At 68.7% G+C, this 16,210-nt stretch carries 10 protein-coding genes and 1 riboswitch; of the genes, 4 read left to right on the top strand and 6 right to left on the bottom strand.

The window, feature by feature from the left end:
* Nucleotides 1-13 precede the first annotated feature (13 nt).
* The 4 genes from AC07NI_RS13240 to AC07NI_RS13225 all read left to right on the top strand — a co-directional run bounded on the left by AC07NI_RS13240 (nt 14) and on the right by AC07NI_RS13225 (nt 8,871).
* On the top strand, nt 14-1,186 hold the full coding sequence (locus AC07NI_RS13240) for an AI-2E family transporter (protein ID WP_494619689.1): 1,173 nt from the start codon (nt 14-16) through the stop codon (nt 1,184-1,186).
* A gap of 282 nt (nt 1,187-1,468) precedes the next feature.
* A complete protein-coding gene (locus AC07NI_RS13235) occupies nt 1,469-6,295 on the top strand; it encodes an NAD-glutamate dehydrogenase (RefSeq protein WP_494619687.1) in 4,827 nt (1,608 codons plus the stop codon).
* A 60-nt stretch (nt 6,296-6,355) separates the two neighbouring features.
* Nucleotides 6,356-7,663, top strand: coding sequence for an MFS transporter (locus tag AC07NI_RS13230; RefSeq protein ID WP_494619683.1), 1,308 nt, complete (start codon nt 6,356-6,358; stop codon nt 7,661-7,663).
* A complete protein-coding gene (locus AC07NI_RS13225; RefSeq protein WP_494619678.1) occupies nt 7,660-8,871 on the top strand; it encodes a DUF418 domain-containing protein in 1,212 nt (403 codons plus the stop codon). The genes AC07NI_RS13230 and AC07NI_RS13225 overlap by 4 nt, the downstream gene beginning before the upstream one ends.
* On the opposite strand, the gene AC07NI_RS13220 is transcribed toward AC07NI_RS13225, so the two are convergent.
* The 6 genes from AC07NI_RS13220 to rpe all read right to left on the bottom strand — a co-directional run bounded on the left by AC07NI_RS13220 (nt 8,838) and on the right by rpe (nt 16,209).
* Nucleotides 8,838-9,590 (bottom strand): dienelactone hydrolase family protein, encoded by a 753-nt coding sequence (locus AC07NI_RS13220; RefSeq protein ID WP_494619674.1) that lies wholly within the window; start codon nt 9,588-9,590, stop codon nt 8,838-8,840. The genes AC07NI_RS13225 and AC07NI_RS13220 overlap by 34 nt on opposite strands.
* 19 nt (nt 9,591-9,609) lie before the next feature.
* Nucleotides 9,610-11,199, bottom strand: a complete 1,590-nt coding sequence (gene purH, locus AC07NI_RS13215; protein WP_494619669.1) for a bifunctional phosphoribosylaminoimidazolecarboxamide formyltransferase/IMP cyclohydrolase — start codon at nt 11,197-11,199, stop codon at nt 9,610-9,612.
* Nucleotides 11,200-11,225: 26 nt separating this feature from the next.
* Nucleotides 11,226-11,306: riboswitch (ZMP/ZTP riboswitch) on the bottom strand.
* A 1,107-nt stretch (nt 11,307-12,413) separates the two neighbouring features.
* Nucleotides 12,414-12,776, bottom strand: coding sequence for a hypothetical protein (locus AC07NI_RS13210; protein WP_494619667.1), 363 nt, complete (start codon nt 12,774-12,776; stop codon nt 12,414-12,416).
* 743 nt (nt 12,777-13,519) lie between these two features.
* A complete protein-coding gene (locus AC07NI_RS13205) occupies nt 13,520-13,807 on the bottom strand; it encodes a hypothetical protein (RefSeq protein WP_494619665.1) in 288 nt (95 codons plus the stop codon).
* 5 nt (nt 13,808-13,812) lie between these two features.
* Nucleotides 13,813-15,540 (bottom strand): heparinase II/III family protein, encoded by a 1,728-nt coding sequence (locus tag AC07NI_RS13200; protein WP_494619663.1) that lies wholly within the window; start codon nt 15,538-15,540, stop codon nt 13,813-13,815.
* A gap of 9 nt (nt 15,541-15,549) precedes the next feature.
* Complete coding sequence (gene rpe / locus AC07NI_RS13195; protein ID WP_494619660.1) at nt 15,550-16,209, bottom strand: ribulose-phosphate 3-epimerase; 660 nt, start codon at nt 16,207-16,209, stop codon at nt 15,550-15,552.
* Nucleotide 16,210: the final 1 nt, after the last annotated feature.

The following is a 16,210-nucleotide window of genomic DNA, read 5'->3' as shown; positions in this document are numbered from 1 at the left end:
AGATATTTTACAAATGACGGCCACCGACCCGCCCCGCGCTCCGCCGCCGGTCACGACGCGCAATGCGGTGGTCTTCCTGGCCGTCATCGCCGGCGGGGCGACGCTGAAATGGATGCAGGACATCCTGACGCCGCTGGCCCTGGCCCTGTTCCTGGCGGTGATGATCGACAGCTTCGCCCGGGTGCTGACCCTGCGCGCGCCCAGCTATCCGAAGAAGCTGGCCCTGCCGACGGCGGTGGTGCTGTCGTTGCTGCTGTTCGGGGTGTCGATTTGGATCGTGGTCGACAACGGCAAGGCGTTCTTCGACCACTCGTCGGAATATGTCGCCAGCCTCAACGCCATCATCGCCAAGTTCGCGCCGGTGGTGTCGCACTGGGCCCCAGGCCTAGAGCTGAAGGTCGCCCCGACCATCGGCGACGTGGTCAAGCAGCTGAACCCGCAGCGCTACTTCGGCGACGTGGCCCAGTCGTTCAACAGCTTCGCCACCAGCGCGGTGCTGGTGCTGATCTATCTCGGCTTCATCCTGGCCTCGCGGAAGGGTTTCGGCCGAAAGATCGTCGCACTCTTCCCGCACCATGCGGAGCGCGACCAGAACATGAGCATGTTCCAGCGCATCCGCGACGGGGTGGAGCAGTACCTGTGGATCCAGACGGTCACCGGCCTGATGATCGCGGTCGCCGCCTGGGTGGTGATGATGCTAGTGCGGTTGGACAACGCCTTCTTCTGGGCGTTCCTGATCTTCCTGGCCGCCTATCTGCCGATTATCGGCGGCGCGGTCGGCTGCTTCCTGCCGCCGCTGTTCGCCCTGGTGCAGTTCCCCGACAGCCTGTGGCCGGCGATCATCCTGTTCGCGGCCCTGCAGGGCATCTTCTTCGTGGTCGGCAACGTCATCTATCCGCGCATGCAGGGCGACAGCCTGAACATGGACCCGACGGTGATCCTGCTGTCGCTGGCGGTCTGGGGCGCGTTGTGGGGCGTGCCGGGCATGTTCCTGTCCACGCCGCTGACCGTGGCGGCCATGGTGATCCTGGCCCAGTTCGAGGGCTCGCGCTGGATCGCCATCCTGCTGTCCGAGGACGGCGACCCGCAGGGTTTGGGCAAGGGCGGCCATGGCCCGGCGCCGGATTCCTCGCCGGCGCGGCAGACGGCGCGCAAGCCGACGCGTCAGGCCGCGCGAAAGAAATGAGCGCGCCCCTTAACATGGGTGGAGGGGTTCCTATCTATGCCTTGTCCGGCGCCCCCCACCCGGACACCCCGCAGGTCCCGGCTGGCATGGCCGCCCGGACTGAAGCGGATAACGCCCGCAACACCCCGTGCGGGCCCGCGCCGCCGGCTCCCCCCAGCCGGCGGCGTTTCCGTTTCCGGCTGAGCGCGGCGGCGAACACGAATTCTTTCCAATTTGCCCTCTAGCGGTTGAAGTAACGCCCAAAAGGGCTAGGTTCCGACCAAAAATTCGCGAGGAAATCCTATGATCGGTGAAAAAAACGACCTCAAGTCCGCTGAGGCCCCGATCGGTCCGCTGGTGACCGCCTTCGCCCAGGCCCTGGGCGTGTCGGCCGAGGCCCTGTCGCCCGCCGCGCGCGGCTTCGCCACACAGGCCCAGGACGACTGGTCGGCCGAGGAGCTGCCCGGTCTGGACGTCGCCGACGTGGCCGGCGCCCTGGCCGACTTCTGGCGCTTCGGCGAAAGCGCCAAGGACGTTTCCGAACCGGCCATCCGCCTGCGCCGCACCGAGGCCGGCGAAACCCCCTCCGACCTGCTCGAGATCGTCCAGGCCGACCGGCCGTTCCTGGTCGACAGCATCATGGGCGAAGTGACCGAGGCCGGCTTCTCCGTCCGCGCCATGTTCCACCCGGTGGCCGACTGTGGCGGCGTCCGCCGCTCGATGATCCAGATCTGGCTGGCCCCCGTCGGCGAGGACCGCGAGGCGGCCCTGCTGGAAGGCGTCCGCGAAGCGCTGTCCGACGTCCAGGTGGCCGTGCAGGACTTCGAGGCCATGCGCGCCCTGATGCGCCGCACGATCGCCGAACTGAAGGGGGCGACCACCCCAGTCTCGGTCGAGGAGAAGTCCGAGGATCTCGACTTCCTCGACTGGCTGGAGAGCGACCACTTCGTGTTCCTGGGCGCCCGCGTCTACGAATATCCCCGCACCGCCGATGGCGGCTATGCGGCCGAGGAGCCGCTGTACCAGCCGGAAGGCAGCCTGGGCGTGCTGCGCGACCAGGACCGCACCGTGCTGCGCCGGGGCAGCGAGCCGGCCATCCTGTCGGCCCAGGTCCGCAGCCATATCGACATCGGCGACCCGATCGTGGTGGCCAAGTCGAACCTGCGTTCGCGCGTCCACCGTCGCGGCTACATGGACTATATCGGCGTGCGGCGTTACGGCGCCGACGGCAAGGCCTCGGGCGAGGTCCGCTTCGTGGGCCTGTTCACCGCCGAGGCCTACGAGACCCCGGCGCACGAGGTTCCGCTGGTCCGTCGCAAGGTCGCCCACGTGCTGACCAGCGCCGGCAAGGATCCGGACAGCCACAACGGCAAGCGCCTGCGCAACATCCTCGAGACCTGGCCGCGCGACGAGCTGTTCCAGACCGACGAGGCCCAGCTCTTGGCCACGGCCATGGGCGTGCTGCACCTCTATGACCGTCCGCGCGTCAAGCTGTTCGCCCGTCGCGACCCGTTCGACCGCTTCATCTCGGTGCTGATGTTCGTGCCGCGCGACCGCTACGACTCCGGCGTCCGCGCCCGGGCCGGCCAGATCCTGGCCGACGCGTTCCGAGGCCGGGTGTCGGCCTATTATCCGAGCTTCTCGGACGCCCCGCTGGCCCGCGTCCACTACATCCTGGGCGTGACGCCGGGCGATCACGCCGAGCCCGACATGGCTGCCGTCGAGGCCGCCATCGCCGAGACCGCCCGCACCTGGGACGACCGCTTCGAGGCGATCGTCCGCGAAGGCTCGACCGGCCGTGTCGCTCAGCTGCTGGCCCGCTATGCCGGCGCCTTCCCGCCCGGCTATCGCGACCAGTACGACGCGGACGAGGCCCTGGCCGACATCCAGGTCATCGACGACCTGGCCGAGGATGAAGCGGTCCGGGTGCGCGCCTTCCGCCGCGCCGGCGACAGCGCGGTGACCTTCCGCTTCAAGCTCTATCGCCCGGGCGCCGCCGCCCCGCTGGCCGACGTGCTGCCGATCCTGGAGCATATGGGCCTCAAAGCCCTGATCGAGGACGGCTTCAAGGTCTCGCCGGACGGCAAGCCGGTGTGGGTCCACGAGTTCGTCCTGCGCGACGAGGCCGGCGAGCACCTGGTGTTCGGCGACATCAAGCAGGCCTTCGAGGCCGCCTTCGTCGCCATCTGGACGGGCCGCGCCGAGAGCGACGGCTTCAACCGCCTGGTGCTGGAACTGGGCATCGGCTGGCGCGAGGCCGCCCTGATCCGCGCTCTGGCCCGCTATCGTCAGCAGTCGGGCCTGGACCCCAGCCAGGGCGTGCAGGAGCAGGCCCTGTCGGATCATCCTGGCGTCGCCCGCCTGATCCTGGATCTCTTCCAGACCAAGTTCGACCCGGCCGTCCGCGCCGACCTCGCCATCCGCAAGGAGCAGGCCAAGGCCGTCGAGGGCAAGATCACCGAGGCCCTGCAGGCCGTCGAAAGCCTGGACGCCGACCGCGTGCTGCGCCGCCTGGCCGCCCTGGTCGGCGCGATCCAGCGCACCAACTTCTACCAGCCGGCCGCCGATGGGGCGCCCAAGCCCTACATCAGCTTCAAGATCGCTTCGCGCGAACTGGAAGACCTGCCGGCCCCCAAGCCCTATCGCGAGATCTATGTCTCGGCCCCGCACGTCGAGGGCGTGCACCTGCGCTTCGGCCCGGTCGCCCGGGGCGGCCTGCGCTGGTCGGATCGCCGCGACGACTTCCGCACCGAGGTGCTGGGCCTAGTGAAGGCCCAGCAGGTCAAGAACGCGGTCATCGTGCCGGTCGGCTCGAAGGGCGGCTTCTATCCGAAGTGCCTGCCGCGCGGCGGCGATCGCGACGCGATCCAGGCCGAGGCGATCCGCGCCTACAAGACCTTCCTGTCGGGCCTGCTGGACCTGACCGACAATATCGACGCCGACAACCAGGTGGTGCCGCCGGCCTCGGTCGTGGCGCATGACGGCCAGGACCCGTACCTGGTCGTCGCCGCCGACAAGGGCACGGCGACCTTCTCCGACATCGCCAACGGCGTGGCCGAGAGCTACGGCTTCTGGCTGGGCGACGCCTTCGCCTCGGGTGGCAGCGTCGGCTACGATCACAAGGTCATGGGCATTACCGCCCGCGGCGCCTGGGAAGCGGTCAAGCGCCACTTCCGCGAGCTGGGCAAGGACATCCAGACCCAGCCCTTCACCGTGGTCGGCGTGGGCGACATGTCGGGCGACGTGTTCGGCAACGGCATGCTGCTGTCCAAGCAGACCAAGCTGCTGGCCGCCTTCGATCACCGCCACATCTTCCTCGACCCGAACCCGGATCCGGCGTCGTCGTGGGAAGAGCGCGACCGCATGTTCAAGCTGCCGCGCTCGTCGTGGGAGGACTACGATAAGTCGAAGATCTCGGCCGGCGGCGGCGTCTTCGCTCGCAGCCTGAAGAGCATCCCGCTGTCGAAGGAAGTCCGCGAGCTGTTCGAGATCAAGGCCGAGGCCGTCTCGCCGGCCGAGCTGATGACCGCGATCCTGAAGTCCAAGGCCGAGCTGCTCTATCTCGGCGGCATCGGCACCTATGTGAAGGCCAAGGGCGAGAGCAACGCCGACGCCGGCGACAAGGCCAATGACGCCATCCGCATCAATGGCTCGGACCTGCGGGTCAAGGTCGTGGGCGAGGGGGCCAACCTGGGTCTGACGCAAGCGGGCCGCATCGAGTTCGCCCAGGCCGGCGGCCACATGAACACCGACGCCATCGACAACTCGGCCGGCGTCGACAGCTCCGACCACGAGGTCAATATCAAGATCCTGACCGGGATCCTGGAGCGTGGCGGCGAGCTGACCCGCGAGAGCCGCAACACGCTGCTGGCCTCGATGACCGACGATGTCGGCCATCACGTGCTGGAGCACAATTACGACCAGACCCTGGCCCTGACGCTTCTGGAAAGCGACGCGGTCTCGGAAGTCGACGCCCAGATCCGCTACATGGTCGATCTGGAACAGCGCGGCCGCCTGGACCGCAAGGTCGAGGGCCTGCCGACCAATACGACGCTGCTGGAACGCAAGGCCGCCAACAAGGGCCTGACCCGGCCGGAGCTGGCCGTACTGCTGGCCTATGGCAAGCTGGACCTCTTCGACGACATCGTCGCCAGCCAGGCGCCCGATGACCCGTGGTTCGAGGCCACCCTGCGCGGCTACTTCCCCAAGGCGCTCGGCAAGTACGCCGACGCCATGCAGAAGCACCGCCTGAAGCGCGAGATCATCGCCACGGTGGTCGGCAACCAGATGGTCAACATGTGCGGCCCGACCTTCGTCAGCCGCCTGAAGGCCGCCGCCGTCGCCGACGTCGGCGCGGTGGTCGTGGGTTTCACGGCCGCCCGTGAGATCCTCGGCATCGACGGCCTGTGGGACCAGGTCAACGCCCTGGACAACAAGGCCTCGGCCGACGGCCAGACGGCTCTGTACAAGGCCCTGGCCTATGCCCTGCGTAGCCTCAGCTTCTGGCTGGCCCGCCGCGCGGTGCGCGACAAGGCCACCGTCCAGCAACTGGTCGAGGCTTATGGCCCGGCGGTGAAGACCCTGACCGGCATGGCCCCGGCCATCCTGTCGCCGTACGAGCAGAAGACCGTCGCCAAGCGGGTGAAGGCCTATGTCGCCGACGGCGCGCCCGAAGCCCTGGCCCAGGCCGTCGCGGCCCTGCAGCCGCTGACCACGGCCGCCGACCTCGTCGACCTGGCCAATGCGTCCAGCTGGAGCGTCGAGAACGTCGCCCGCCTGTACCATCAGGTCGGCGCCGCCTTCGGCTTCGACCGCCTGCGCGGCGCGGCCGGCTCGTTCGTCGGCGGCGACGCCTTCGAGCGCCTGGCGGTCCGCCGCCTGATCGAGGACATGCTGACCGAGCAGACCTCGATCACCCAGTCGGTGCTGAAGTTCGCCGCCAACGCCCAGGCCGGCGAGGACGAGGCCGCCGCCAAGTCGGCGATCGCTTCCTGGGCCGCCCTGCGTGGCGATCGCCCCAAGGCGGTCAAGCGCACGATCGAGGACATCGAACAGGCCGGCGGCGGCTGGACCTTCGCCAAGCTGACCATCGCCAACGCGGCGCTGCGGGAACTGTCGACCGCCGCTTAAGCACTAGCCCCTCGCCCATCCCTCCCTTACGAGGGAAGGGTGGGCGAGGGAGCGTAGAGCATGGATCAGGGCGATCGCCGGCGAGTTGCCTGGACGCTCTACGAGTGGGCCCAGCAGCCCTATTGGGCGCTGATCGCGACCTTCATCTTCACGCCCTATTTCGCCGCCGGCTTTGTCGGCGACCCGGTGCGGGGGCAGAGCCTGCTGGGCTATGCCGGGGTCTTCTCGGGCCTGGCCATCGCCGTGCTGAGTCCGTTGCTGGGCGCGACGCTGGACGCCCGGCGCAATCCGCGCACTTGGCTGGTCCTCTTGGCCGTGCCGTTCGTGATCGCAAGCGCCGGCCTGTGGTGGGCGGCTCCGGGCGAGACGTCGCGTATCCCGCTGATCCTCGGCTGCCTGGTCGTAGCCAGCATCGTGGCCGAACTGGGCGTGACGGTGATGAACGCCCTGCTGCCGGTGGTGGCCAAGCCGGGCCAGATCGGACGGCTGTCCGGCAGCGCCTGGGCGTTGGCCTATGTCGGGGCGCTGATCACCCTGTTCATCGTCCTCTTCTGTTTCTCGCTGCCCAAGGTCCCGATGCTGGGCCTGTCGAAGGCGCTGCACGAGCCGGACCGCATCGTCGGCCCACTGGTGGCCGTGTGGTTCCTGGCCTTCGCCTGGCCGCTGATGCTGGTCGCGCCCAAGCCCTCCGAGGGCGCTGGCGAGAAGCCGCTGGCCGAGCTGTGGGCGACGATCCGCAGCCTGCCCGGCCGGCCGCACATGCTGAGGTTCCTGATCGGCCGGATGCTGCTGGGCGACGGCATTTCCAGTTTCATCGCCTTTGGCGGCGTGCTGGCGGCGGGCCTGTTCGGCTGGACGACGACGCAGTTGGGGCTCTATGCGATCCTGCTGTCGGTGGCCGCCGGGATCGGCACGTTCATCGGGGGGCGGGTCGACCAGAAGCTCGGCTCGAAGGCCACCGTGCTGATCGCCACCGGCGTGGTGCTGTTCGGCGCCGCCGGGGTGGGCATGGTCGGCAAGGATACGATCTTCTTCCTGATCCAGGTCGCCCCCGCCAAGGCCGGGGCGCTGTTCGCCAGCGTGCCGGAGCGGACCTTCCTCTTCTTCTCGACCTTTGTCGGCCTGACCTTCGGCACGGCCCAGTCGTCCTTGAGAGCGTGGATGGCCGAGCTGGCGCCGGCCGGCGAGACCGGGCGGTGGTTCGGGCTCTATGCGCTGTCGGGCAAGGCCACGGCCTTCCTGGCCCCGCTGGTCATCGCCGTCGGCACGCGGCTGGCCGGCGACCAGCGGATCGCCGTCGTGGTCTCGGCCGCCTTCATGGCGCTGGGCGCTCTGGTGCTGGCTTCCGCCCCGAGACGCGCCCCGTGAGCAAGGAGCGGATCGTCCTGCTGGACTCGCTGCGGGGCCTGGGCGTCCTGGGCATCCTGCTGTGCAATCTGCCTGACTTCGCCGTGGCCCCGCCGCTGTCGGAGTCGGCGGCGCACTGGCCGCATGGGACGGGCGCGGCGACCCTGAGCGTCTGGGTCGTCACCCAGTGGCTGTTCCAGCGCAAGTTCGTGACCCTGTTCGCCATGCTGTTCGGCGTCTCGATCTTCCTGGTCGGCGGCGAGCGGACCGACGTCGAGCGCACCGCGACGCTGAAGAAGCGCCTGGCCTGGATGCTCGTCTTCGGCCTGCTGCACGGCTTCGCCATCTGGTTTGGCGACGTGCTGCTGAGCTACGCCCTGGCCGGCTTCGCGGTGATGCGGGTCCGCTCCTGGCCGCCGGCCCGGCTGATCCGGGTCGGGGTGTTCATCTGGACGACGTTCTCGGTGCTGATGATCGCCGGCGTCGTCGGCGCCATCGTCTTCCAGAACGATCCGGCCCAGCTGGCCCTGGAGGCCGCCAAGGACGCGGCCCAGGCCAGGATGGCCGAGGTCCAGTACGGCGGGACCTTCGCGCAGTCGCTGGTCCAGAACGCCCGGGATCGCCTCGAATTCCTGCCGGGCGAGCCGTTCATCTTCGTCATGACCTCGGCCCTGATGATGATCGGCCTGGGCTGTTTCAAGGTCGGGATCCTGACCGGCCAGGCTTCCGATCGCGTCTACAAGGCCCTGATCGCCGTCGGCCTGACCGCCTCTGTCGTCATCGGCGGTCTGTTCGTCGCCCAGGTGCTGCTGGGCCTGCCCCGGCCGTTGGCGCTGATCGCCATGGCCGTCCAGTGGGGGACCGCGCCGCTGATCACCCTGGCCTATGTCGGCCTGATGGTCTTCGCGAGTCGGTCCAAGGCCTGGTCGGCGATCCCAAAGGCCCTGGCCCCGGTCGGGCAGATGGCGTTCAGCAACTATCTGGCCCAGTCGCTGATCATGACCGCGATCTTCTACGGCGGACGCGGCCCCGGCCTGCATGGGAAGGTCGACCGTCCCATCTTCGCCGTCCTCGCGATCGCCGTCTGGATCGTCCAGATCCTGTGGTCGCGCTGGTGGATGGAGCGGTTCGCGATCGGCCCGCTGGAGTGGGTCTGGCGCCGCCTCTATCGCGGCCCGACCCAACTCCGCCGCGCTCAGCCGCAGGCCGTCAGCGCCGTGGTGAAGTAGCTGCGCACCTCCGCGAAAAGATCGGGCCGGTAGCGGGCCCGGGGGTCGTTGGCCTTGTCGTCGTCGAAGGCGTGGGTGGCGTCGTCGAACATGACGCGATCCACGGCCAGGCCGTCGCCCGCCAGCCGGTCCAACGCCTTGCCGGGCAGCTTCCAGCCGACCACGGCGTCCTTGCCGGCCAGCACCGACCAGACCGGCGGCGCGCCCTCGCCCCAGCCGCGTCGCGAGGTCAGGGAGGGATAGCCCGCATACGGATAAACGAGCAGCGCGCCCTTCACCGACCGCCGCAGCCGGGCCGGATCGGCGTCGGCCAGCTTGGTGGCCCGCGCGGCGTTCTCACCGATCGCGTAGCTGTCCATGATCGTCCAGCCGCCATGGCTCCAGCCGGCCAGGAAGACGTGGTTGGCATCGGCCCAGGCTTGCGTCTCCAGCCAGGCCAGCATGGCGAAGACGTCGGCCGCCCGGGTCAGGCCGCGTAGCGCCACGCCGGTGCAGACGAACAGCTTGGCGTCCAGGCTGGACATGCCGCGGGGTTTAAGGCTGTCGACCACCACGGCCGCCCATCCTTGCTGCACAGCCGTTCGGGCGTATTCCTCGAGGAACGGCGTCTTGCCGCCGCAGCCGTGCAGGATCAGCGCCACCGGGAACGGTCCCGGACCCGCGGGCTTGAACACCCGGGAGTGCTTGGCGACCTTCTCGCCCCAGGCGGCGCTGTCCATCGACGACCTCTTAGCGTGCTTAGTGCCGGAACACTCGCACACCGGTGAAGGCCATTGTGAGGCCAAGCTTGTCGGCCGCCTCGATCACTTCCGGATCGCGCATCGAGCCGCCCGGCTGGATGATCGCCGTCGCGCCCGCTTCCGCCGCCTGGATCAGGCCGTCGGCGAACGGGAAGAAGGCTTCCGAGGCGCAGGCGCAGCCCTTCAGGTCGAGCCCGAAATCGGCCGCCCGCAGCGCCGCGATGCGAGCCGAGTCCTTGCGGTTCATCTGGCCGGCCCCGACGCCCAGGGTCTGGCCGGCGCGGGCATAGACGATGGCGTTGGACTTGACGTGCTTGCCGACGGTGAAGGCGAACAGCATGTCGCGGATCTCGTCTTCGGTCGGCTGGCGCTGGGTGACGATCTTCAGGTCGCTGGCCTTGATCCGGGCGTCGTCGCGCGACTGGACCAGGAAGCCGCCGGCCACGCTCTTGAAGGTGTCGCCGGTCGACAGCGGGTCGGGCAGGCCGCCGGTCACCAGCAGGCGCAGGTTCTTCTTGGCCGCGAACACGGCGATGGCGTCGTCGTCGGCCTCGGGGGCGATGACCACCTCGGTGAAGATCTCGACCATCTGCAAGGCAGCGTCCTTGGTCAGGCGCGAGTTCACCGCCACGATGCCGCCGAAGGCCGAGGTCGGGTCGCAGGCCAGCGCCCGCTCATAGGCCTCGCGCTGGCTGCCGCCGATCGCCACGCCGCAAGGGTTGGCGTGCTTGATGATCGCCACGGCCGGGCCCTGGGCGGGATCGAACTCGGCGATCAGCTCGAAGGCCGCGTCGGTGTCGTTGATGTTGTTGTAGCTGAGTTCCTTGCCCTGCAGCTGGGTCGCCGTGGCCACCCCGGTGCGCGGGTTCGGGAAGGTGTAGAAGGCCGCCTTCTGGTGCGGGTTCTCGCCGTAGCGCATGGTCTGGCGCAGCTCGCCGGCGATCGACTTGCGGGCCGGGAAGTCCTGGCCCAGAGCCTGGGCGAACCAGGCCGAGATCGCCGCGTCATAGGCCGCCGTGCGGGCATAGGCGCGGGCCGCCAGGGTCTGGCGCAGGGCCAGCGTCGTCCCGCCGGCCTTCAGGGCCTCCAGCACTTCGGCGACGTCCGCCGGGTCGGTGCAGACGGCGACATAGCCGTGGTTCTTGGCCGCCGAGCGGATCATGGCCGGGCCGCCGATGTCGATGTTCTCGACGCACTCGGCATAGCTGCCGCCCTTCGCGACGGTCGCCTCGAACGGATAGAGGTTCACGTACAGGATATCGATGCCGCCGATGCCGTGGTCGGCCATGGCCTGTGCATGCTCGGGGGCGTCGCGGACGCCCAGCAGGCCGCCGTGCACCACCGGGTGCAGGGTCTTCACCCGGCCGTCCATCATCTCGGGGAAGCCCGTCAGGTCCGAGACGTCCTTCACGGGGATCCCGGCCGCGGCGATCGCGGCCTTGGTGCCGCCGGTCGAGACCAGCTCGACGCCGGCGGCGTGCAGCACCTGGGCGGCTTCGACCAGGCCGGTCTTGTCGGAGACCGACAGCAGGGCGCGCTTGGGGGCGACGAGATCGGGGGCGGACGGATAATCGGGCGCTGCGGGCACGGCGGACTCCAGGTCTGTGGTTGTCAGAAGGGAGCCCAGGCGCGCGGCATATGAGGTTCGAGCTCCCCGGTGGTTTCCCACCTTCAACGCCAGTCACGCGAACGCGGCGGAAAATACGGGGGCGGGCGGGGGAGTCAATGGATCCTCCCCCTGTGGGGGAGGTGTCGGCGCAGCCGACGGAGGGGGAAGTGACCGGATCGCCCGCTCTTCCCCCTCCGGCCTTCGGCCGCCTCCCCCACGGGGGGAGGATCTTTGGACATGCGGTCGCCGCTTCACGCGGCATCGACCGCTGAAGGTGTTGGGGAGGCGACGGAGCGGCCGGGCGAACCCGGAGACCGTGATGGTTTGTGTGTTTCGGCTCGGACGACCGCTCCGCCAGGTTGTTCTTGCCCGTGAGGATGGGAGGCGTGAGCGTATTTCAGCTCGGGTCCCCACTAGCCCCCGGACGGGCGCGGACCAAGTCGATCGGCTACATCCGTCTCGACCCCGACGATCCACGATAGGCGGCTTATACGATCACCGCCCTGTCGCTCCGCGCTTGATTTGAACCCCGGGCCACCCGATCGCCCGCCAATCCCGGAGGATGCGGCGACCTTCGGACATCCGGGAACCGAACACGGCCCCGCTCAACCTACCCCCGCCGCCGTTTTGGGCCGGATCCAAACGCCCTCCCCCGCGACGGGGATGGCAATGATTGTGCGGCGGGATTCAACGCGGATCATTCAGGGCTGCGTAAAATCGACAAGCGATTGATTTCGCTGTGTTCGACGTTGCGAACGCCGAGGATACAGCACTCCCAATCCCCTCTCTCTTAGAGAGAGGGAGGGGCCCAAGCGGAGCTTGGGAGGGTGAGTGGTTACACCCTCAGCCGGCGTGCCGGCAGTGACTCCCCAACAGCGCCAAGATCGTCCACGGGCTTCGCCTACCCACTCACCCTCCCACGCCTACGGCGCGGGCCCCTCCCTCTCTCCATGAGAGAGGGGTTTGGAGTGCGCGACCCCGCTCAGTGAGAACCGCCTCTCGCCCCGCACCAGCGCCCCCCCTCACATCCCCGGCTCCACGATCGCCGGCCTGGAGGGCTTCCTCAAGGACGACGCTCCGCATCGCCGCTGCGCGGCCGCCCGGAGGGCGGTCCTTGACCAACCCCTCCAGCCCAGCACGCCGCAGCCTCCAAGAGATGTAAGGCAGGCTCCAGCCATGGGCGGTGCCTTAGTTCAACTAAAGAACGGATCATTTAGTTGATGCAGGCGACTTGTTTCGAACTCAGTCGTCCCGGTCCAGCGGCTCTCAGGTATTTTCCGTTTATTACTTGCAACGAGCTCATTGCTGGTCGCTGCCGTGAAGCGCTTTTCAAGCACGATGGCCGCTCCGATTGAAGCCGCTGCCTTTGAAAGAGCGCGATCGAAAGCACCGTCGGCAACGCTTGCGGATGAGAATACTCCCCAGAGCGTCGTGTTGGGCAATCGGTTTACGTAAGTTGCCCCCTTCCAGACATACAGGAGGCCTTCCTTTTCAGCGGCTGTCAGAAAGGCTTTGTGTCCGGTCGAAATGTCATAAGTGACGATGTAGTTCGGCATGGAATTTCATTCCTGCATGATAACTTTGGGAGTTGGTGAAAACTGGCGCGGCGAAGGCCGCGCCAGTCCTCTGCCTATCGCGGACGCGTAGTCGGGATCGACGGACGCACCGGCGTTGACGGCCTAAAGGGAGGCGTTACCGGCCGGCGTTCGGGGATCATGGGGCGTTGCGGGACGTAGACCATAACTGCCTCCCTTAGCGCTTGCTGTCGGGAGTGCGGTGGGTCGGCTTCCACGTCGAGCCTGGCGAACTCGTCGGAGGCAGCCGGGTGTTGTCCGGCACCGTCGTGAAGTTCGGTCGGGCACCGCCGCGCGGGCCTTGTTCTTGGAAAATGCCGCCGTTGCGGCCGCTATTTGAACCCGGTTTGAGGGTCATTTGAGTTGTCCACAGATGTTGAACAGGAAGATTCCTGACGCTGTGGACACCCGACCTTGCTCCCACGCAGGGATGCGCGGTACGGAGATCGCACAACGTCGCTCGCGGTGTTGAGGAGAGGGGTGATGTCGGTCCCGGCCTAGACAACTTGGCCCGCGCATTCCTCTCCTATCAGTCCATTGGACTGAGATCCGTGCCCGTTTCGTTCCTTGGTCTCCTTGTGTGTGATTAACGCGATAACGACGATACTAGTGAGTCGCAGACACCAGGGATAGCGTTCGAAATCCCGCCGAGCACAAGCTGCTGTTAGCAACCTGTGAGTATTCGGTTGATGACCGGTGGCGAAACGGTGGATCGATTCTACCCGCTATGCGAGTCCAACCCGCTCCCGCACCGCCTTAAACACCATCGCCATCTCGATATGCGTGTGCACGTACCCGTGCTCGAACAGGTACGTCAGCATCCGGTCGTAGGCGTCGTCATAGTCCGCCGACACGACGCTCCCCGGCGTCCCCGCCTCGCGTTCCAGCACCGCCAGGACCTCCGGCGCGTCCGCCGTCAGCGCGGCCACCACCTCCGACACCTCGTCGTCCGTATACTCCGGGGCATGATGCGTGCGGCCGGGGTCCTGCGGCAGTCTGCGGGAGAAGCCCATCGGCCCTAGCCCTCCGCCCGGGTCAGTTTCCAGCGGATCTTGGCGCCGACCTCCGGGCGCACCTGGCTCTTCAGCACGATCTGGCCGGCCTTGCGGGCCAGGCCGTGGTCGAAGTGGGCGGTGGGGGCGATCTCGACGTCGACGGCGTCGTTGCGCAGCCACCAGCCGATATTGCTGGGGCCTCTGATGAGGACGCTCTTGCCGTCGCGGGCGATCGAGGCGCGGGCCTCGGGGTGGAGGTGGAAGCGCACCGCGAAGGGCAGGTAGCGGCGCGGGCCGTTGGGATCGGCGGCGGCGCTGAAGGGGGTGAGGCTGTCCTCGCCGCGCAGCTCGTCATTGACGGCGTCGAGGAACAGGCGGCGGGCGTGTTGCAGGCCGGCGTGGCGCCAGCCGTCGTGGACGATGTCCAGCCAGACGCCGCCGACGTCGTCGTGGCGCTTGGCGTCGACCGCCTGCGCGCCGTCGACCAACCAGGGGCCGAGCGCGCGGGCCTTGAAGCCCGAGAGCGGCCGGCCGGCCGAGCCGTCGCCGACCGAGACGGTGGAGGCCGCGTCCGAGAGGCGGAAGGCGTTGGCCCCGGTGGCCTCGGGGCTCCAGCCGCAGCTGGTGATCAGGCGATCCTTGGCGCAGACGATCTCGACGGCGGCCGGCTGGGCGCAGGCTGCGACCGAGAGGGAGCCGGCGGCAGGAGGACCACAATCGGCGATGACCTCGATGCTGCCACCGATCATCTTGTGATAGCCGCTGTGCGGCGCGGCGTTCAGCGGGCGCGGGCCGCTGTCGTCGTGGGCCAGGGCGGCGGCGATGCGCTGCGGGGCGATGGCCTCGCCGCCGTGGAAGGCCGCCAGATGGCCGTCGCCCAGGGTGAAGAACCGGGTGGCCGTGGAGAGGCGGTCGATGGCGCGGGAGAGGGCCTCGGGGCTGGGTCGGCCGCGCTGGCCCAGGGCGTCGTCCAGGGTCAGCAGGTCGAACAGCAGCTCGACGCCGGCCTCGGGGCTGCGGGTGGCGTGGCCGCCGTCCGGGAGGACCATCTTGTCCAGGTGGCGGAGCAGGGCTTTCAGGCCCTTGTCGATCAGCCGCTCGCCGGGCTTGCCGGCCAGGACGCAGCCGGCCAGGGCGGCGACGGCGGCGCGCTCCAGGGCCCGCTCGGGGCTCTTGCCGATCTCGATCAGGTGGCGGGCCTGGCGGGCCAGGTCCAGGCACAGGTCGGCGATCTCGGCGTCGCTGCCCTCGGCGGCCAGGGTCTTGGCGGCGCAGGCCAGGTGGAAGACCCGCCGCTCCAGGCACTCAGGGCCCCAGGAGAAGGCGTTCCACTTGCCGAACACCCGGCGCCAGTCGTCGAGCAGGCGCAAGGACCGGCGGGCGCCGTCCGAGCCGGCGGCGGCCAGGTCCGGCAGCCAGTCGAAGCGATGCAGGCTGATGGCGTAGCGGCGCGAGGGGCTGGCGGTGTCGAACGGGTCGCCGTCCGCGCTCATCCGCAGGGTCCCGCCGTCCAGGGTCAGGACGCCGGTGAGGATCTTCTTGCCGTGCTCAGGGTTGGCCGGGCGCGGGTCGTGCGGGCGGGCGGAGAGGCCCTCGGGGCGCGGGAAGGCCAGGGTCAGGCGGTGCGGGCCCGAGCCGTACCACTCGCGGGCGACATGGCCGGCAAGCTCGGCGCCGACGGCTTTCCATAGGAGGCCGCCGCCTGATGAGGCGGTGGATCGGGAGCCGCTGGCGGAACGCTTGACGGCCATCGTGTGGGGTCAGCCGCCCTTCAGCGCGCGGATGTTGTCGGCGTAGGCGCTAGGGCCGCCCTTGAACACGGCCGAGCCGGCGACGAGGGCCGTGGCCCCGGCCGCGACGCATTGCGGGGCGGTCGTCGGGGTCACGCCGCCATCGACCTCGATGATGATGTCGAGGCCGGCCTTGTCGACCATCTTGCGCAGGGCCTCGACCTTGCGCAGCTGGCCGGGGATGAAGCTCTGGCCGCCGAAGCCGGGATTGACCGACATCACCAGCAGCAGGTCGACGTCCTCGAGGATCCACTCGACGTGGTCGAGGCCGGTCGACGGGTTGAACACCACGCCGGCCTTGGCCCCCAGCTCGCGGATGCGCTTCAGCGAGCGGTGCAGGTGCGGGCCGGCTTCGGGGTGGATGCTGATCAGGTCGGCCCCGGCGGCGCGGAAGGCCTCCAGGTACGGGTCGGCCGGGCTGATCATCAGGTGCACGTCGAACGGGATCTTGGCGTGCGGCCGGATGGCTTTGACGATGTCCGGGCCCAGGGTGATGTTGGGCACGAAGTGGCCGTCCATCACGTCGACATGCACCCAGTCGGCGCCGGCCGCCTCGATGGCGGCGACTTCCTCGCCCAGCTTGGCGAAGTCGGAGGCGAGGATGGAGGGGGCGATGATCGGCGCGGTCATG

Source organism: Caulobacter sp. GW821-FHT10E02 (assembly GCF_059415225.1).
Note: the sequence above shows the minus strand (reverse complement) of the source record. Positions and strands in the feature narration are given on the sequence as shown.

Coding starts and splice junctions, on each gene's coding strand:
- AC07NI_RS13235 (WP_494619687.1), top strand. CDS start 1,469: ATGATCGGTGAAAAAAACGACCTCAAGTCCGCTGAGGCCCCGATCGGT.
- AC07NI_RS13220 (WP_494619674.1), bottom strand. CDS start 9,590: ATGGACAGCGCCGCCTGGGGCGAGAAGGTCGCCAAGCACTCCCGGGTG.
- AC07NI_RS13205 (WP_494619665.1), bottom strand. CDS start 13,807: ATGGGCTTCTCCCGCAGACTGCCGCAGGACCCCGGCCGCACGCATCAT.
- AC07NI_RS13200 (WP_494619663.1), bottom strand. CDS start 15,540: ATGGCCGTCAAGCGTTCCGCCAGCGGCTCCCGATCCACCGCCTCATCA.
- AC07NI_RS13210 (WP_494619667.1), bottom strand. CDS start 12,776: ATGCCGAACTACATCGTCACTTATGACATTTCGACCGGACACAAAGCC.
- rpe (WP_494619660.1), bottom strand. CDS start 16,209: ATGACCGCGCCGATCATCGCCCCCTCCATCCTCGCCTCCGACTTCGCC.
- AC07NI_RS13230 (WP_494619683.1), top strand. CDS start 6,356: ATGGATCAGGGCGATCGCCGGCGAGTTGCCTGGACGCTCTACGAGTGG.
- AC07NI_RS13240 (WP_494619689.1), top strand. CDS start 14: ATGACGGCCACCGACCCGCCCCGCGCTCCGCCGCCGGTCACGACGCGC.